The 17,075-nt window shown below is 68.5% G+C and carries 16 protein-coding genes; 11 read left to right on the top strand and 5 right to left on the bottom strand.

From position 1 onward, the window contains the following. Window positions 1-16: 16 nt before the first annotated feature. The 3 genes from F8566_RS31930 to F8566_RS31920 all read left to right on the top strand — a co-directional run bounded on the left by F8566_RS31930 (window position 17) and on the right by F8566_RS31920 (window position 2,876). Window positions 17-718: a DUF4245 domain-containing protein gene (locus F8566_RS31930; RefSeq protein ID WP_225993702.1), complete on the top strand. Its 702-nt coding sequence runs from the start codon at window positions 17-19 to the stop codon at window positions 716-718. Window positions 719-893: 175 nt separating this feature from the next. Next, window positions 894-1,865: a M23 family metallopeptidase gene (locus F8566_RS31925; RefSeq protein ID WP_192809960.1), complete on the top strand. Its 972-nt coding sequence runs from the start codon at window positions 894-896 to the stop codon at window positions 1,863-1,865. 72 nt (window positions 1,866-1,937) lie between these two features. Then, complete coding sequence (locus F8566_RS31920; RefSeq protein WP_151565585.1) at window positions 1,938-2,876, top strand: M23 family metallopeptidase; 939 nt, start codon at window positions 1,938-1,940, stop codon at window positions 2,874-2,876. Window positions 2,877-2,951: 75 nt separating this feature from the next. Here the strand turns inward: F8566_RS31920 and F8566_RS31915 are convergent, their stop codons facing one another. Together F8566_RS31915 and xseA are read right to left on the bottom strand one after the other, a co-directional pair. Then, window positions 2,952-3,185, bottom strand: coding sequence for an exodeoxyribonuclease VII small subunit (locus F8566_RS31915; protein WP_151565584.1), 234 nt, complete (start codon window positions 3,183-3,185; stop codon window positions 2,952-2,954). A 5-nt stretch (window positions 3,186-3,190) separates the two neighbouring features. Beyond that, window positions 3,191-4,405, bottom strand: coding sequence for an exodeoxyribonuclease VII large subunit (gene xseA / locus F8566_RS31910; protein ID WP_192809959.1), 1,215 nt, complete (start codon window positions 4,403-4,405; stop codon window positions 3,191-3,193). Between the two features lie 152 nt (window positions 4,406-4,557). On the opposite strand from xseA, the gene F8566_RS31905 reads away from it, so the two are divergent. The 6 genes from F8566_RS31905 to F8566_RS31880 are packed head-to-tail and all read left to right on the top strand — an operon-like array spanning window position 4,558 to window position 10,089. Further along, window positions 4,558-5,709: a branched-chain amino acid ABC transporter substrate-binding protein gene (locus F8566_RS31905; protein WP_151565583.1), complete on the top strand. Its 1,152-nt coding sequence runs from the start codon at window positions 4,558-4,560 to the stop codon at window positions 5,707-5,709. Beyond that, window positions 5,709-6,602, top strand: coding sequence for a branched-chain amino acid ABC transporter permease (locus tag F8566_RS31900; RefSeq protein ID WP_151565582.1), 894 nt, complete (start codon window positions 5,709-5,711; stop codon window positions 6,600-6,602). The genes F8566_RS31905 and F8566_RS31900 overlap by 1 nt, the downstream gene beginning before the upstream one ends. Beyond that, window positions 6,599-7,702 (top strand): branched-chain amino acid ABC transporter permease, encoded by a 1,104-nt coding sequence (locus F8566_RS31895; protein ID WP_225993700.1) that lies wholly within the window; start codon window positions 6,599-6,601, stop codon window positions 7,700-7,702. The genes F8566_RS31900 and F8566_RS31895 overlap by 4 nt, the downstream gene beginning before the upstream one ends. 59 nt (window positions 7,703-7,761) lie before the next feature. Beyond that, window positions 7,762-8,595: an ABC transporter ATP-binding protein gene (locus F8566_RS31890; RefSeq protein ID WP_151565581.1), complete on the top strand. Its 834-nt coding sequence runs from the start codon at window positions 7,762-7,764 to the stop codon at window positions 8,593-8,595. Further along, window positions 8,582-9,355: an ABC transporter ATP-binding protein gene (locus F8566_RS31885; protein ID WP_264159477.1), complete on the top strand. Its 774-nt coding sequence runs from the start codon at window positions 8,582-8,584 to the stop codon at window positions 9,353-9,355. The genes F8566_RS31890 and F8566_RS31885 overlap by 14 nt, the downstream gene beginning before the upstream one ends. A gap of 47 nt (window positions 9,356-9,402) precedes the next feature. Beyond that, window positions 9,403-10,089 (top strand): GntR family transcriptional regulator, encoded by a 687-nt coding sequence (locus tag F8566_RS31880; RefSeq protein ID WP_151565580.1) that lies wholly within the window; start codon window positions 9,403-9,405, stop codon window positions 10,087-10,089. 148 nt (window positions 10,090-10,237) lie between these two features. Here the strand turns inward: F8566_RS31880 and F8566_RS31875 are convergent, their stop codons facing one another. Next, window positions 10,238-11,032, bottom strand: coding sequence for a hypothetical protein (locus tag F8566_RS31875; protein WP_151565579.1), 795 nt, complete (start codon window positions 11,030-11,032; stop codon window positions 10,238-10,240). 244 nt (window positions 11,033-11,276) lie between these two features. Between F8566_RS31875 and F8566_RS31870 the strand changes: the two genes are divergently transcribed. Then, complete coding sequence (locus tag F8566_RS31870) at window positions 11,277-12,236, top strand: 4-hydroxy-3-methylbut-2-enyl diphosphate reductase (protein ID WP_151565578.1); 960 nt, start codon at window positions 11,277-11,279, stop codon at window positions 12,234-12,236. 102 nt (window positions 12,237-12,338) lie between these two features. Here the strand turns inward: F8566_RS31870 and F8566_RS31865 are convergent, their stop codons facing one another. Both F8566_RS31865 and F8566_RS31860 read right to left on the bottom strand, forming a co-directional pair. Beyond that, window positions 12,339-12,902: a DUF6542 domain-containing protein gene (locus F8566_RS31865; RefSeq protein WP_192809958.1), complete on the bottom strand. Its 564-nt coding sequence runs from the start codon at window positions 12,900-12,902 to the stop codon at window positions 12,339-12,341. Window positions 12,903-12,955: 53 nt separating this feature from the next. Beyond that, window positions 12,956-14,380, bottom strand: a complete 1,425-nt coding sequence (locus tag F8566_RS31860; protein WP_225993699.1) for a DNA recombination protein RmuC — start codon at window positions 14,378-14,380, stop codon at window positions 12,956-12,958. 274 nt (window positions 14,381-14,654) lie between these two features. Between F8566_RS31860 and ychF the strand changes: the two genes are divergently transcribed. After that, a complete protein-coding gene (gene ychF, locus F8566_RS31855; protein WP_151565577.1) occupies window positions 14,655-15,740 on the top strand; it encodes a redox-regulated ATPase YchF in 1,086 nt (361 codons plus the stop codon). The last annotated feature ends 1,335 nt before the right edge of the window (window positions 15,741-17,075 follow it).

Genomic DNA, 17,075 nt, shown 5'->3' with positions numbered 1-17,075 from the left:
GGTGGATCCTGAGAAGGTGACGGACAAGACCCCTTCCCCATCCCCGGAGGACACTCCGCCCCCCGCTGAGCAGGAGGGCAAGGCCGCCGGCGAGCCTCCGGCAGCAGCCGCGGGCGGCCGGCCGACGGTGGAGGTGGCGCCGGGCGTCTACAAGCGGCTGACCACCGGGCTGGGAGGCTTCACGCTCGCGATGGCGGCGTGCCTCGTCCTGGTGGGCGTGATCTACCTCATCACCCCGCGCAGCGACAAAGAGGTGCTGCCGACCGTCGACTACAGCGGCCAGCAGTGGGCGATGGCCACGGACGCCCCGTACACCGTGTGGGCGCCGGTCGGATTGCCCCCCACATGGCGGCCGACTAGTTCAAGAATCAACGGTTTGAACGGCAAGGGACCGGTCGCCTGGCATCTCGGCTTCATGACGCCGGGCAGACATTATGCCGCTTTGGAACAGAGCAACGAGAAGGCGTCCCAGTACGTCCACCGAATGACCAACAACAAGAAGCCGAACGGCTCGATGCAAGTCAATGGCATCACCTGGACGACGTACTACCGCAAGGACAAGAAGGCCAATTCCCTCGCGCGCACCCTGCCCGACGGCGTTTCGCTCGTGGTGACCGGCACGGCGCCGTACGAGGAGCTGGCCGTACTCGCCGCCGCGCTCAAGCCGCAGCCGAAGCAGGGGACCAAGCTCCCGGCAGGGTCGACTCCGGCGTCCTGACTGGTCACAGCAAATGTCCAAGCGCTGGCAATATTTGTCCAGACCAGGCGATTTGAACGAGATTTGTCACAAAGTTGCGGGTTCGCTTCCCACTGACCCCCGGTGTTTGTCATGATCTCATGCGCATCTGCATGATCACATGCGCGCATCCGGGTCAGAAACGAAGGACGATGCAGTGACACATATTCTGAGCAGCTGGAAGGGCAAGGTCATCGTCGCCACCGGCGGCGTGGCCGTGGCCTCCGGCCTCGTCATCGGCGGCATGGTCGCCACATCCGGCAACGCGGCACCCCCGAAGACCGCCACCCCGGTCTCCGCGGACAACGCCTCGGCCGCCGCGATGCCCCCGTTCCGCCTCCCGTTCCCCTGTGGGCAGAAGTGGCGTGGTGACACCACCGCCAGCAGCGCCCACACGAAGTACGAGATCGACTTCAACCAGGGCCGGGACCTGTCCAACGTGGACGAGGGCCGCACGGTCGTCGCCGCCGCGGCGGGCACCGTCATCCGCTCGACGCGCCACGTCAACCAGAGCGGCTACGGCAACCACGTCGTCGTCCAGCACTCGGGCGGCTACCAGTCCTGGTACGCCCACCTGAAGTACCGCTCGGTCAAGGTGGGCCAGAAGGTCAAGTCCGGCACCAAGATCGGTGCGGTCGGCCGCACCACCCGGCCGAGCAACAGCGGCATGACCGCCCACCTGCACTACGAGGTCCGCAAGAACGGCCAGTACCCGCCGGTCGCCGCGTACTTCTCGGGCAAGCGGTTCCCGTACCCGCAGCCCCGCCCGGGCGTCACCCTGACCGCCTGCAAGGGCGGCAGCACCCCGCCGCCCGCCAGCCCGGTCGCCAAGATCTGTGGCAAGGGCTTCAAGCAGATCGACTCGCGCGCCCTGGGCAAGGCGGGCCGTGTCTACCTGGGCTACAACAAGGCCAACAAGAACAACTGCGTGATCACGGTCAAGGGCAAGGGCAAGAAGGTCAAGATGTCGGCCTTCCTTCAGCCCAAGGGCGGCAAGGCCAAGACCGACACCGGCAACTTCACGCAGTACGCAGGCCCCGTGAAGGTCGCCGCGCCTGGCAAGTGTGTGAAGTGGGGCGGCTACATCGGCAGCACCAAGTGGTACAGCGGCTGGTCCCACTGCGGCTGACGACACGTCCATGAGATCTGAACGCGGCAACGCGTCGGTTTCGCCTGCTTCATACGAGAGGTACGAACACATATGAACATCAAGCGCAAGACCGCGATCCTCATCGGCGGCGGTGCGGCCGCCGCCGGGCTGGTCGCCACCGGCGTGGGCGTCGCGGCGAGCTCGAACGCCCCCGCGAGCAAGCCCGCCACCAAGGTCGCCGCGCAGGATGCCTCCGCCGCCGCGATGCCGCGGCTGCAGATGCCGTTCCCGTGTGGCCAGACCTGGCGCGGCAGCACCGGCAGCGGCGCGCACACCAAGTACGAGATCGACTGGAACTGGGGCTCGACCGGCGAGGCCGACAACGGCAAGACCGTGGTCTCCTCGGCGGCCGGCAAGGTGGTGCGCTCGTTCTACAGCACCACCAGCGGCTACGGGAACGTCATCTACGTCCAGCACGCGGGTGGTTACACCACCGTCTACGCGCACCTGAAGTACCGCTCGGTCAAGGTGGGCCAGACGGTCAGGAAGGGCCAGAAGATCGGCGCGGTCGGCCGCTCCAGCGCCAAGTACAAGATCATCTCGCACCTGCACTACGAGCTGCGCCGCAGCCCGAACTCCTACCCGCCCATCGCCGTGTCCTTCGAGGGCCGCCGCTTCCCGTACCCGGGCCCGGCGTACCTGAAGTCCTGCGGTGGCGGCGGCACCCCGCCGCCCGCCAGCCCGGTCGCCAAGATCTGTGGCAAGGGCTTCAAGCAGATCGACTCGCGTGCCCTGGGCAAGGCGGGCCGTGTCTACCTGGGCTACAACAAGGCCAACAAGAACAACTGCGTGATCACGGTCAAGGGCAAGGGCAAGAAGGTCAAGATGTCGGCCTTCCTTCAGCCCAAGGGCGGCAAGGCCAAGACCGACACCGGCAACTTCACGCAGTACGCAGGCCCCGTCAAGGTGGCTGCGGGCAAGAAGTGCGTGAAGTGGGGCGGCTCCATCGGCAACACCAAGTGGTACAGCGGCTGGTCCCACTGCGGCTGATAGCCACATAGCAAGACAGGCACAGTGAAATGGGCCGGTTCCCCAAGGGGAACCGGCCCGTTCGCCGTCCTGGCGTCAGAAAGGGGTGCCGTTAGTGGGAGGTTCTTCACCTTCGGCAGGACGGTTAAGGGCGGCGGCCAGGCGGGCCCTTGCGCCTTCCAGCCACTCTTCGCAAGTTGTGGCTAGTTTTTCGCCTCGTTCCCAGAGCGAGAGGGACTCCTCCAGGGTCAGGCCACCGGCTTCTAGGCGGCGGACGACGTCGGCTAGTTCGTCGCGTGCCTGCTCATAGGTCAGCTTCTCTTCGGCCACGTCGTTCACCCTATGGGCTCATCTGTGACGGTCACGTTCAGGTGGCCTTCGGCGAGGCGGATGTGGAGGGGCTCGGCGGGCTTGACGTCGGTGTTGCTTCGGACGACCGAGTCGTCGGCGCGCTGGACGATGGCGTAGCCGCGGTTGAGGGTGGCGGCGGGGGAGAGGGCCAGGAGGCGGGCTCTTGTATGGGTGAGCTCGTCAGATGAACGGTCCAGGGCTGAGGACAGGCAGCGGCGGGCTCGGTCTCGGAGAGAGGCGGCTTGCTCGGATTGGCGTTCTATCTCGCGGATGGGATCGGCCAGGGCGGGGCGGGAGCGGATTGAGCGAAGCCAGGCGGTTTCGCGGTCCAGGTTGCCGGAGAGGCAGCGGCGGCCTCGGTCGCGTAGTTGGCGGATCAGGTGGAGTTGCTCGCGTACGTCGGGCACGGCTCGTTTGGCGGCGTCGGTGGGGGTCGAGGCACGGACGTCGGCGACCAGGTCGAGGAGGGGGCTGTCCTGCTCGTGGCCGATGGCGCTGATGACGGGGGTCCGGGCGGAGCTGACGGCTCTGACCAGGGCTTCGTCTGAGAACGGGAGCAGGTCCTCCATGGAGCCGCCGCCGCGCGTGAGGATGATGACCTCGATGTCGGGGTCGGCGTCCAGCTTGCGGAGGGCCTCCATGACCTCGCCCACGGCGTAGTGGCCCTGGACAGCGGTGTTCTCCACCTGGAACGCGACGGCCGGCCAGCGGCGGCGGGCGTTCTTGAGGACGTCGTGCTCGGCGTCGGAGTCGCGGCCGCAGATCAGGCCGATTTTGTGAGGCAGGAAGGGGAGTGGTTTCTTGCGTTCGGGGCGGAAGAGGCCCTCGGAGGCCAGGAGCTGCTTGAGGCGCTCCAGGCGGGCCAGCAGCTCGCCTACGCCTACTGGTTTGACTTCGATGGCGCTCAGGGAGAACGTGCCGCGGTTGATCCAGAAGTCGGGCTTGGCGTGGATGACGACGCGGGCGCCATCGGTGACGGCGGGGCCTGCGGCTTCGAAGACCGGGCGTGGGCCCACGACGCGGACCGACATGTTGGCGACCGGGTCGCGAAGCGTGAGGTAGACCGTGCCGCCGCGGGCGTTGAGGTCGGTGATCTGGCCCTCGACCCAGATACGGCCCAGCTTGCCGATCCATCCTCCTACTGCCTGCAGGACGGTGCGTACGGGCACGGGTGATTCCGCCGAGGTCTCCATCGCCATGCCGGAAAGCCTACGGCCGATTGCGGCCGGGCCGAGCGGGCATTGTGGTGTTGACCACATTCCGGGACAGAGGTCTAATGGCCCCGTGTGCAATGTCACACAGCACAGCGCCGGGTCGGGGGAGCGGATCTCACCAAGGAGGCTGAATCCCCATGAAGCAGAGTCGGAGCGTTCTCGCGGTCGTGCTGGCCGGCGGGCTGGCGGTGTCGGGCTGCGGGCAGGGACTGCTGGGCGGCGGTGACGATGAGGAGAAGGGCAACATCCTCATCGGCATGGACATCCCGATGTCCGGTGACAGCGCTGAGATCGGGCCGTACATGAAGAACGGCGCGCAGCTGGCGGTCGACGAGATCAACGGCAAGGGCGGGGTGCTCGGCGGGCGGAAGCTGGAGCTGCGAGCCGAGGACGACGCGTGCGACCCCAAGACCGCGGTCGCGGCGGCCAACAAGCTGGTCTCGGCGGGCGTGAAGGTCTCGGTGAGCGGCTACTGCTCGGGCGCGACGCTGCCCACGTTGCCGGTGTTCGACCGGGCGAAGATCCCGATGATCATCCCCGTGGCCAACTCGGCCGAGCTCGCGGCGCAGAAGCTCAAGCACGTCTTCATGATCAACGGTACGGGTGACCAGCAGGCCGCCGCCGCGTTCAAGTGGCTCAGCAAGGACGGCGCCACCAAGGTCGCGGTGATGCACGACAACACGTCCTACTCCAAGGACATCGCCGACCGTACGGCCGCCGAGCTCGACAAGCCGGGTGCGCCGGACAAGACCGCGAACGAGGCGATCACGCCCAAGGAGACCGACTTCTCGGCGGCCGTCACCAGCGTGCTCAAGGGCAAGCCGGACTACATCTACTTCACCGGCTACTACTCCGAGGGCGGGCTGCTCGTCCGGCAGTTCAAGCAGGCGGGTTACAAGGGCAAGTTCCTGGTAGGGGACGGCGCGGTCGCCGACAAGTTCGCGCAGATCGCGGGCGGCAAGAACGCCGAGGGCGTGTACGCGACGATGACCCCGACGCCCACGACCCTCCAGGGCGCCGAGGGCTGGATCGCCTCGTACAAGAGCAAGTTCGGCGCCGATCCCGGCCCGTACTCGACCCAGGCCTACGACGGCGTCCGGCTGGCGGCCGAGGCCATCACCAAGGCCGACAGCACCGACAGCGACAAGATCGTCAAGGCGCTGGAGGGCATGGACGGCTTCAAGCTCTTCAGCGGGCCGCTGAAGTTCACGCCGCAGCACACCATCGTCGGCGGCTTCGAGATCCAGGTCGTCAAGGACGGCAAGTTCGTGCTGCAGGAGAAGCTGTAGTGGCGCAGCTCGTCTGGAACGGGTTGTTCGTCGGGTCGTTCTACGCACTGGTCGCGCTGGGCTACAGCATGGTCTACGGCGTGATCAAGCTGCTCAACTTCGCGCACGGCGACCTCTACATGCTCGGGGCGTTCTCCGGCTTCGCGATGCTCGGCGCGATGGGCGGGCTCGTCGAGTCGCAGTCGCTGCTGGCGCTGCTGCTGGTCCTGATCGCGACGATGGCGGTCACCGGGATGGGCGGTGTGGCGCTGGAACGGCTGGCGTACCGGCCGCTCCGGGGCGCGCCGCGGCTGTCGCTGCTCATCACGGCGGTCGGCGCCTCGTTCGCACTGGAGTACGGCACGCGGATCGTCGCCGGGCCCAATCCGCGGGTCTACCAGGTGCGGCTCGGCGGCACGACGATCCACGTGCTGGGCGCTCGGATCACCGTGCAGCAGCTCGTGCTCGTCGCGATCGCGATCGGGCTGATGTTCGCGCTCAACTGGCTGGTGATGCGCAGCCGCCAGGGGCGCGCGATGCGGGCGATCGCGCTGGACCCCAAGGCCGCGCAGCTCATGGGCATCGACGTGAACGCGGTCATCGCGCGCACGTTCTTCATCGGGTCGGCGCTGGCTGGCGCGGCCGGGGTGATGGCGGGCGGCTACTACGGGAAGATCGACTTCCTGATGGGCTTCATCATCGGGCTCAAGGCGTTCACCGCGGCCGTCATCGGCGGCATCGGCAACATGCAGGGCACGATGCTCGGCGGCCTGGTGCTGGGGCTGCTGGAGTCGTTCGGCACCGACCTGCTGGGCGGCGAGTGGCGCGACGTGTTCGCGTTCGGCTGCCTGATCCTCTTCCTGACCGTGCGGCCCACCGGCCTGCTCGGCGAACGTGTGACGGAACGCGTATGAGCGCCGGGGACGCATCGCAGGAAGGAACGCCGCACGTCGAGCCCGGCCCGCAGGCCGGGCAAGGTGCGCAGGCCGGGCAGGGTCCGCCGGTCAAGCACGGGCCGCCGGTCAAGCCGGTGCGCGGGCGCGGGCCGTCGGTCGTCACCCGGCTGATGGAGACGCGGTATCTGGGCTGGATCGGGCTGGCGATCGCGCTCGGCGCACCGCTGATCATCGCGACGCCGTACGCGCTGAACGTGATGACCAGCGCCGCGATCTTCGTGATGCTCGCGGTCGGGCTCAACATCGTGGTCGGGTACTGCGGGCTGCTCGACCTCGGGTACGCCGCGTTCTTCGCCGTCGGCGCCTACACCGGCGGCGTCATGGCTGCCGAGCTGGACATCCCGTTGATCGCCACTGTGCCGGCCGTGCTCGTCGTGACGGTCGTGGCGGGCATCGTGATCGGCGCGCCGACGCTGCGGCTGCGCAGCGACTACCTGGCGATCGTGACGCTCGGCTTCGGCGAGATCATCCGGATCTGCGCCACCAACCTGGAGATCACCGGCGGCCCGTCGGGGATCTACGGGATCCCCGGGCTCTTCGGCGACGACGTCCTCACCGAGCCCGCCGCGTTCTACTACCTGACCGTGCTCATCGTGGCCGTCGCCGTGCTGCTCGCGGCGCGCCTCGGACGGTCGCGGCTGGGCCGGGCGTGGCGGTTCGTCCGCGAGGACGAGGACGCGGCGGAGGCCATGGGCGTCCACACGTACAAGGTCAAGCTCGCGGCGTACATCGGCGGGGCCGTGTGGGGCGGGATGGCGGGCGTGCTGTTCGCCGCGCACCTGACCGCGATCTCGCCGCCGAGCTTCACGTTCCTGTGGTCGGCGCTGGTGCTGATGGCCGTGGTGCTCGGCGGGATGGGCTCCACGCCCGGCGTGGTCGTCGGCGCGGTGTTCATCAGCCTGGCGCCGGAACTGCTGCGCGACCTGGCCGACTACCGGTTCTTCGTGTTCGGCGTGCTGCTGATCCTGGTGATGATCGTTCGGCCGCAGGGGCTCTGGCCGCACCGTTCGCAGGAGACCGCGCGGACCGCCGCTCGTTCGAAGGAGCCTGTGGCATGAGTGAGCGAAGCGAGCGTTCCGGGGGGCGTGGGGGGTCGTCCCCCCACAAGGAGCACAGCATGACTCTGCTCCAGGTGACGGATCTGCGGCTGTCGTTCGGCGGTGTGCGGGCGATCGACGGGCTGTCGTTCGAGGTCGGCGAGGGTGAGATCGTCTCGGTGATCGGGCCGAACGGGGCGGGCAAGACCTCCGCGTTCAACTGCGTCACCGGCTTCTACAAGCCGATCGGCGGCAGCGTCCTGCTGGACGGAACGCCCGTGACGGGCCGCCGTCCGGCTTCGATCGCCGGCCTCGGCGTCTCCCGCACGTTCCAGAACCCGCGGCTCTTCGGCGAGCTGTCGGTGCTCGACAATGTGCGCGCCGGGACGCACCTGTGGCTCCGGCAGAGCGTTTTTGACGCGCTGCTGCACACGCCGCGCTATCGCCGCAGCGAGCAGGAGGCCACGGACGAGGCACACCGCTGGCTGGATTTCGTGGGGCTGCGCGGTGAACGGGCCGGGCTCGTCCGCAACCTGCCGTACGGGGAACAGCGGCGCGTCGAGATCGCCCGGGCACTGGCACGGAGGCCGAAGCTGCTGCTCCTGGACGAACCGGCCGCCGGGCTCAACCACACCGAGAAGGCCGAGCTGCTCGACCTCATCCGGCGCATCCGCGACCTGGGCACCGCGATCGCGCTCATCGAACACGACATGGGCCTGGTCATGGAGGTCTCCGAACGCGTCGTCGTGCTCAACTTCGGCCGCGAGATCGCCGTCGGCGCCCCGGCCGAGGTGCGCCGCGACCCGGCGGTCGTCGAGGCCTACCTGGGCCGCGACGCCGACGAGGAGGAACTCGCCGCCGCCCGCGAGCAGGTACGCGGTGGACGGGAGGAGGTACGCGGTGGAACCGACTGAGGCCGGCGACCGGTCTTCGACGTCAGACGACCAGCCCCTGAACAACCGGGTCCTCCTTGAGGTGGCCGACCTCGATGTCCGGTACGGCGGGGTGCAGGCGCTTCGAGGTCTCAGCATCACGGTCGGCAAGGGTGAGATCGTCGCGCTGCTGGGCAACAACGGTGCCGGCAAGACGACGACGCTTTCGGCGATCTCCGGTCTCGTCCGGGCCACCTCGGGGCGGATCATGCTCGGCGGTCGTGACCTGACGAAGGCCACGGCGCCGAAGGTGGTCGCGGCCGGGGTGGTCCACGTTCCGGAGGGCCGCCGGATCTTCAGCCTCCTCACCGTCCACGAGAACCTCCAGCTCGGAGGTCACCTCGTCCGGGACGGGCGGGAGCTGCGGCGGCGCATCGACCAGGTGTACGAGCTGCTGCCACGGCTGGCCGAGCGCCGCGGGCAACAGGGCGGGACGCTGTCGGGCGGCGAGCAGCAGATGCTGGCCATCGGCCGCGCACTGGTGGCGCGGCCCCGGCTGCTGATGCTGGACGAGCCGTCCATGGGCCTGGCGCCGCTGGTCGTGACCGCCGTGATGGACGTGATCCGCGACATCAACGCCGCCGGATCCGCAGTCCTTCTGGTCGAGCAGAACGCCAAGGCCGCCCTCAAGATCGCGCACCGGGGCTATGTGATCGAGAACGGCGCCACGGTCCTGCACGGCACGGCCGCCGAGCTGGCCGAAGACTCCCGCGTGGTGGAGGCCTATCTGGGCGGTGTCTGAACCGGGAACCCGGGAGGCGATGGGACTGGGAAGCGAGGGGAGCGGCCATGCCGGGACGGGACCAGCCGAACCTGCCCGATCTCGGAGCGCGCCGGAACGTACGCGAGCGGATAGCCGACGCCCTCCGCGCCGCGCTGGTGGCGGGGGAGATGCGGCCGGGCGTCGTCTACTCCGCGCCGGCGCTCGCCGAACGTTTCGGCGTCTCCGCCACTCCGGTGCGGGAGGCGATGCTCGATCTGGCCAAGGAAGGCCTGGTCACAGCGGTGCGCAACAAGGGCTTCCGGGTGACCGCGCTGTCCGAACGCGATCTGGATGAGATCACCGAAGTGCGCGCGCTCATCGAGGTGCCCACGGTAGGCCGGGTGGCCTCCGCCGTGCCTGCCGAAGTGCCGGTCGCGGCCGTCCGCGCGCTGCGTCCGCTCGCCGACGCCATCGTCGCCGCCGCCGAACGCCGGGACATCCTCGCCTACATCGAAGCCGACCAGGCCTTCCACCTGGAGCTCCTCGCCCTGGCCGGAAACTCCCACCTCATCGGCGTGGTCAGAGACCTGCGCCATCGCTCGCGCCTCTACGGTGTGCCTTCCCTGGCCGAACGCGGCGAGCTGGTGCCCTCCGCCGCCGAACACCTGGAACTCCTCGACCACATCGCCGCCGGCGACGCGGCCGCCGCCGAAGCACTGATGCGCCACCACCTCCGGCACGTGCGCGGCATATGGGCCGCCCGCCTACCGTGATCGCGTGAAGGGCGGCCCTGCCCGGCCCGCGCAAGGCCCCATCTTTCCGGTCTCGTGCACGGCATCTTTCCGATCTCAAGGCCGCGCTGGACAGCCGAACGGCCCCCGGATTCCCGGAGGCCGTCCGTCGTAGCTGAGAAGCAGCGGATCAGCTGGTGCCGTTGAGCTTGGCGATGCGGTTCTCGTACATCTTGAGAACGTCGGCACGGGCGGAGTGCTTGCGCTCGTACTCGCGCAGCAGTTTCACCTGGTCGACCGAGAGGCCGCGCAGGCGTGCGCGCAGCTGCGGCAGCGTGGCCTCGTCGTAGTTCGGCACTGGCAGCTCAGCCGCGATCTTCTCGGCCTCGGCCTGCGCGGCGGGCTTGGCCTCGGGCTTCGGCTCGAACTCGGGCTTGGCCTCGGCCTTCGACTCGGCCGCCTCGGTGGCGGCTTCCTCCGGCTCAGGCTTGGCCTCAGCCGCCGGCTTTGTCGCAGGCGCAGGCGCAGGCTTTGGCGCAGCCGCGGGCTTGGCTTCGGCGGCAGGCTTGGCCTCGGTAGCGGGCTTGGCCTGCGGCTTTGGCGTGGCCTGCGGCTTGCCGATCGCGATCTCGGAGCCGCCGGTGCCCGCCGTGGCCTTGGAACGCGCCGGGGGCTCGGCCACCGCGGTACGGGAAGACCTGGCCGGTGCGGGCTCGGGCTCTTCGGTGCCGCGTACCCGTTCCGCCACACGGCCCACCACCAGCACGGCGGTGTGCTGAACGTCGTCGCGAAGCCTGCCGAGCACGGGCTTGACGCCGCCGCCCTCGGTGATCTCCTTGTAGTCCTTGGTCACCCGGTCGCTCAGCAGCAGCGCCCGGCCGACGCCGAACATGGCCAGCCGGACCGCGTGCAGCGGGAGGTCACGGACCTGTTCGCCCACCGTGTCCTGAACCTGCTGCTTGAGGCGGCGCGGCGATTTCACCATCGTTCTCCATCTCCCTGCTGTCCTGATCACTGGACTGGGTCGATTCGGCACCGTCTGTCAAACCTCACTTTGCCGTATAGGTGCGAATCCGGTCACCCTGCCTTAATGGATTTCTGTCTAAAGAGTGCGTGGAGTGGGTCACATCGCGGGCTTCACCAGAGCATTGACCGCCGGGCCTCCGGGGCGCGGCAGGGTGATGCAGCACGCGGTGCGGGGCGCCTGGGACGCCTCGTACGATAGGGGCATGACCTCCACCAGCCAGCGCCGTGTCCTGCTCGCCAAGCCGCGTGGTTACTGCGCCGGTGTCGATCGAGCCGTCGAGTCGGTCGAGATCGCCCTGCAGAAGTACGGGGCGCCGATCTACGTGCGCAAGCAGATCGTGCACAACGTGCACGTGGTGAAGACGCTGGAGGAGAAGGGTGCGATCTTCGTCGACGAGACAGAGGAGGTGCCCGAGGGGTCGATCGTGGTCTTCTCGGCGCACGGCGTGGCCCCGGTCGTCCACGAGGAGGCCCGCGGGCTGAGCCTGAAGACGATCGACGCGACCTGCCCGCTGGTGACCAAGGTCCACAAGGAGGCCGTACGGTTCGCCAAGGACGACTACGACATCCTCCTGATCGGCCACGAGGGCCACGAGGAGGTCATCGGCACCAGCGGTGAGGCGCCCGACCACATCCACCTGGTGGACGGGCCCGACGACGTGGCCAACGTGCGGGTCCGCGACCCCGAGAAGGTCGCCTGGCTGTCGCAGACGACCCTGTCGGTGGATGAGACCCTGGCCACGGTCGCCAAGCTGCGTGAGCGGTTCCCCAAGCTGATGGACCCGCCGTCGGACGACATCTGCTACGCCACGCAAAACCGGCAGGTCGCCGTCAAGGAGATGGCCGCCCAGTCCCAGCTGGTCATCGTGGTCGGCTCGACCAACTCCTCCAACTCGGTGCGCCTGGTCGAGGTGGCCAAGGAGCACGGCGCCGACAACGCCTACCTGGTCGACTACGCCGAGCAGATCGACCCGGCCTGGCTGGAGGGCGTCAGCACGGTCGGCGTCACCAGCGGCGCCTCCGTCCCGGACGAGCTGGTGCAGGGCGTGCTGGCCTGGCTGGACGAACGTGGCTATGGCGGCGTCGAGGAGATCGAGTCCGTGAAGGAGAGCATGCGTTTCGCCCTCCCGCACGAGCTCCGCAAGGACCTCCGCACCGCCTGACCCCGAGGGACCTCGGTACCCGCCCGACCTCAAGGGATCTCCGTGCCCGCCTGACCTCAAGGCGACCTCCGCACCCACGTGAGCTCAGCGACCCGGGGTCGCCTAGTCGACCTCGCTGTGGGGGAGTTGGTCTTCCTTGCGCGCGTGGCGGGGGCGGGGGCCGCGGGTCGTGGGCGTCTCGTCCCAGCGGACCGGGTTCTCGTTCTCCTCTTCCTCGAAGAGGCGGATGCCGGCGAGCTTGGTGCGCAGGTCCTTGAACGCGGTGACGAGCCCGCGCGGGATCGAGATGACGATCACCAGGATCGTGCCCAGGAACAGCCAGGGGGCGGTGCCCGCCATGGTGGTCACCAGGCCCACGGTGACGCCGCGTACCAGCGAACCCTCGCCCATCGTGGTGATGACCTCGGCCAGGAGCGTGACGGCGAAGAAGATCAGCGGCGGGCTGACGGCGAGCGTGAGCAGGTCGGCCGCGCGGGTCATGAGGGCGGCGAGCGCGCAACCGACGGTGAACGCGAGGCCCGCCAGGATCGCCATGTCGAACCAGCGGGCGAACAGGGCTCCGAACAGCCCGGTCCCGAACACGACCACGATGCCGCCGCGTCCGGTCAGGGCGATCGGCCCGCCTCCGGAGGCCGCGGAGCGCGAGGCGCGGCTCTCACGTCGCACAGGTCCCCCCGGAGCCGGCGAGGCGCCACCCGACGCGTCGCGTACCGATGTACTCATTGCCACCTCTCCCTGCGATCAACCTGCTCGGGGATGGCCCGTCCGCCGAAACCTACCGTTTCCGAGCCGGAGCGGGGTCGGTGTGGCTCGCCCTCAGGGGCCTCGTCGTCGCTGGGAACGCCGTCGTCGAAGCGGTGGTGCCCGGTGGCGAGCGCGTCCAAATGCTCGTGTTCCTTGGCGGTGAGCTCGTCCAGGTGGGCCTGTTCTTCGGCGGTGAGGTCCGCTGAGAGTTCGGCGGCGGAGGGGGAACGAGGGCTCTCCTCGATCGGGCTCGGGCCGTCGAGGGTGGTCTCCACGACGCCGAGCTCGTTCAGCTTGCGTGCGCTGACGAGCACCCGCGTCTCCAGGGAGCCCACCGTGCGGTTGTACGACTTGACCGCGTTCGTGAGCGAGCGGCCGAGCTCGTCCACGTGCTGGCCCATCGTGCCGAGCCGCTCGTACAGCTCCTTGCCCAGTTCGAACACCGCCCGCGCGTTGCGCGAGAGCGCCTCCTGCTGCCAGGCGTACGAGGCGGTACGGAGCATCGTGATCAGCGTCGTGGGCGTTGCGATGTGCACGCGCCGGCTCATCGCGTACTCCAGCAGGCCGGGGTCGCGTTCGAGTGCGGGAGCCAGGAACGCCTCGCCGGGGATGAAGAGCACGACGAATTCAGGCGCGGGGGTGAACGCCTGCCAGTACGACTTGGCCGAGAGCCGTTCGACGTGGTCGCGGAGATGCCGGGCGTGGGCGTCCAGGCGCACCGGTTCACCGGTCTCGGCGGCCTGGAGGTAGGCGGCGAGCGAGACCTTCGAGTCGACGACGATGTTCTTGCCGCCGACCAGCCGTACGACCATGTCGGGCCGGACCGTCCCGTTCTCACCCGCCGCGCTCGCCTGCTCGTCGAAATCGCAGTGGTGGGTCATGCCCGCCAGCTCGACCACCCGGCGCAACTGCAGCTCACCCCAGCGGCCGCGCGCCTCGGGACGCTGCAACGCCCGGACGAGGGTCTGCGTCTCGGCGCGTAGCTGATCGGAGCTCTGCCGCACGAAGTCCACCTGGCGGGCGAGCATCGCATGGGATTCGCGGCGGCCGGTCTCGACCTCGCGGAGCTGCTCCTCGACCTTGGCCAGGGTCTCGCGAAGCGGGGCGACCAGGTGCTCGACGGCGAGCTTGCGACGTTCAAGCTCGCCCGCCGCCTCGACGCCGGCGGCCTTGAGCCGTGCGTCGGCGAGTTCGAGGAAACGCTGGTTGCTGGCGTCCAGGGCCTTGGACGAGAGGTTTTCGAAGTGCTCGGCCATGCGCTCCTCGGCATAGGCGAGCTTCTCCTCGGCCGCCTTCGCCCGCGCGATCAGTGCGCCCTGGCGCCCGGTGGCGAGCGCGAAGCCGACCACCACGCCGAAGGCCGCCCCGATGGCGAGGCCGACGAGCAGCGCGAGATCCATCCGTTCATCGTGACAGCGGACACGGGGAGTATCCGCGCGACGCGCCGAGGGTGGCGGCCGCGCCCGACAATTAGACTCACTGTTTACTAAGACCGTGAAACGGAAGTATCGCCGCCACCAAGAGTGAACGCGGTCCGCATCTGCCAAGGCGGTCCGTGTGGAGGCCGTCCACCACAAGCGGGACCACGTCTTTCCGGACCACATGCCCGAGGGCGAGGCGGCTCGCCGAGTCCGTGCGCGGAAGAGGTCCGGCGGGCCAATAAACTTGACCGCCGTGAGCCTCTCCATCGGAATCGTCGGGCTGCCCAACGTAGGCAAGTCCACCCTGTTCAACGCGCTGACCAAGAACGACGCGCTGGCCGCGAACTACCCGTTCGCGACCATCGAGCCCAACGTCGGCGTGGTCGGGGTGCCCGACCCGCGGCTGGAGGGACTGGCCGAGGTCTTCGGCTCCCAGAAGATCATCCCGGCCACCATCGAGTTCGTCGACATCGCCGGCATCGTCAAGGGCGCCTCGGAGGGCCAGGGGCTGGGCAACAAGTTCCTGGCCAACATCCGTGAGACCAGCGCGATCTGCCAGGTCATCCGGGCGTTCGACGACCCCGACGTGACCCACGTCGACGGCGACGTCGCCCCGTCCCGCGACATCGAGACGATCAACACCGAGCTGATCCTCGCCGACCTCCAGACGATCGAGAAGGCCCTCCCGCGCCTCGAAAAGGAGGCCCGTACCAAGAAGGACAAGGAACAGCTCGCCGTAGTCGACGCCGTCCAGACCGCGCAGCAGATCCTGAACGAGGGCACCACCCTCTTCGCCGCCGGCGACAAGGTCGACCTGAACCTCCTCCGCGAGCTGCACCTGCTCACCGCCAAGCCGTTCCTCTACGTCTTCAACCTGGACGAGGAGGAGCTCAACGACGAGTCCCTCCGCGCCAAGCTCCGCGACCTCGTGGCCCCGGCCGAGGCCATCTTCCTGGACGCCAAGATCGAGTCCGAGCTCATCGAGCTCCCCGACGACGAGGCACTGGAGCTCCTCCAGGGCCTAGGCCAAGAGGAATCGGGCCTGTCCCAACTGGTCCGCATCGGCTTCACCACCCTCGGGCTCCAGACGTACCTCACCGCCGGGCCCAAGGAATCCCGCGCCTGGACGATCCGCAAGGGCGCCACCGCCCCCGAGGCCGCCGGCGTCATCCACACCGACTTCCAGCGGGGATTCATCAAGGCCGAGATCGTCTCTTACGACGACCTCATGGCCGCCAAGTCCATGGCCGCCGCCCGCACCGCCGGCAAGGTCCGCATGGAAGGCAAGGACTACGTCATGCAAGACGGCGACGTAGTCGAATTCCGCTTCAACGTCTGACCCGCCCCTGTGCACCAACGATGAGCGCCCACCCCGACGGTGACCGTCAGCCCAGGCCGCCGACCAGCACCCGAGTCGTTCATGCTCTACCGCCGGCTGCGCCACAGCGCGTGAAACGGCGCCCATAACCCCACCAGCCCGTGACCGACGTCCCATACCGGGTTCTGCTCACGGCTGCCGCGAGACATCGGCGCGCCCCCACTCATAAGCAAGAGCGACTCCGCCGCGGCCGGTACCGCCAGGGTTCGTACGTCACCGCTGCGCGCTACTCCAGTGCCCGCCGGTCCCGCTCGTGTGACCGGGGTGCCTCGTTCGTCCGCGCGCCCCGGCGTATGGATCGCGGACGCGTGATTCTGTGCCGTACTCGACTGCCTGCAAAGCGCTGTCGAGGCACTGGAGGTCTCGCTTGGCCCATGCAAGCCACCGCCCGCCGTTCTGGTGCAAGCCTGGCGCATGCCGCATGCATCACTGCTGTATGCCGCTGTCACGCCTGATACGCAGCGTTCATATGCGTCCCTCCTGCACGTTTGCCGCGCGCCAGAGCCGCACCACCCCACTCACTCTCGTGCGCGGTCCTCTGCGTACGCGTCGCTCTCACGCATGTGAACTCCGCGTGCGTGCAGCCTTTCGCATGCGTGTGGCTGACGCTGGTGCGCGGTCTTCGATCGCGTTAGGCGATCCGCCCTCATGCGCGCATACTCCTGCCCGCCTGAGCGGCCCATTCCAGTCCGCGTGGCCTTGCGGCCGCGTGTGTACTCCTCGGGTGTGTCGTCGCTCGCACGCGCGATTCACCTCGTGCGCGTGTGCGACCACTCCCGTGCGATCCGGCCTTGTGCGCGCCTGCCTGGGCGTCCTATTTCTCTGTGTGGCTTGCGGTGTCCACCACTGTGACTTGCTTGCGTGCGTGGCTTCATCGGCCCTCTACGCGGGGCTGCGGTCTATGCGTTGGTCCTCCGCTCGTGGGTCTTCTGCCGCACGTCCTGTCGGCCTGCGGCTGAGGTGGCCGGGCGCGAGGGACTTCGCTTGTTCACTGCGGATGCGTGCGTCGTGTGTGTGGGGCGCTGATATACAACGTCTGTACGGGGATTCGCGTATGGCGCTCCTGCATGCGGCGCGCGTGTATGGGCCTCGTTCGGGCGTTGGTGGGGTGGTGTTCGACAAGGCGGTTTCTGTACGCGGGGTGTCGGGTGGCGTACGGGGTGTACCGAGAGGTTTGTCCCGAAAGCGACACAGTGACGGATTCGGTGGGAAAGATATGTCGTCCGGGTTGGACATCCGGTCGACAAGCAACTGGCGTGGCGGAGTACCTGTGCGGATAGGAGTGCGACGCGTCTT

It is taken from the genome of Actinomadura rudentiformis, assembly GCF_008923185.1.
Classification (GTDB): domain Bacteria; phylum Actinomycetota; class Actinomycetes; order Streptosporangiales; family Streptosporangiaceae; genus Spirillospora; species Spirillospora rudentiformis.
This window is presented reverse-complemented; position numbering and strand designations above follow the sequence as displayed.

Excerpts from the sequence above, each read along its gene's own strand:
- F8566_RS31870 (WP_151565578.1), top strand. The coding sequence starts at position 11,277 with ATGACCTCCACCAGCCAGCGCCGTGTCCTGCTCGCCAAGCCGCGTGGT.
- F8566_RS31920 (WP_151565585.1), top strand. The coding sequence starts at position 1,938 with ATGAACATCAAGCGCAAGACCGCGATCCTCATCGGCGGCGGTGCGGCC.
- F8566_RS31905 (WP_151565583.1), top strand. The coding sequence starts at position 4,558 with ATGAAGCAGAGTCGGAGCGTTCTCGCGGTCGTGCTGGCCGGCGGGCTG.
- F8566_RS31880 (WP_151565580.1), top strand. The coding sequence starts at position 9,403 with ATGCCGGGACGGGACCAGCCGAACCTGCCCGATCTCGGAGCGCGCCGG.
- F8566_RS31860 (WP_225993699.1), bottom strand. The coding sequence starts at position 14,380 with ATGGATCTCGCGCTGCTCGTCGGCCTCGCCATCGGGGCGGCCTTCGGC.
- F8566_RS31895 (WP_225993700.1), top strand. The coding sequence starts at position 6,599 with ATGAGCGCCGGGGACGCATCGCAGGAAGGAACGCCGCACGTCGAGCCC.
- F8566_RS31890 (WP_151565581.1), top strand. The coding sequence starts at position 7,762 with ATGACTCTGCTCCAGGTGACGGATCTGCGGCTGTCGTTCGGCGGTGTG.
- xseA (WP_192809959.1), bottom strand. The coding sequence starts at position 4,405 with ATGGCGATGGAGACCTCGGCGGAATCACCCGTGCCCGTACGCACCGTC.
- F8566_RS31875 (WP_151565579.1), bottom strand. The coding sequence starts at position 11,032 with ATGGTGAAATCGCCGCGCCGCCTCAAGCAGCAGGTTCAGGACACGGTG.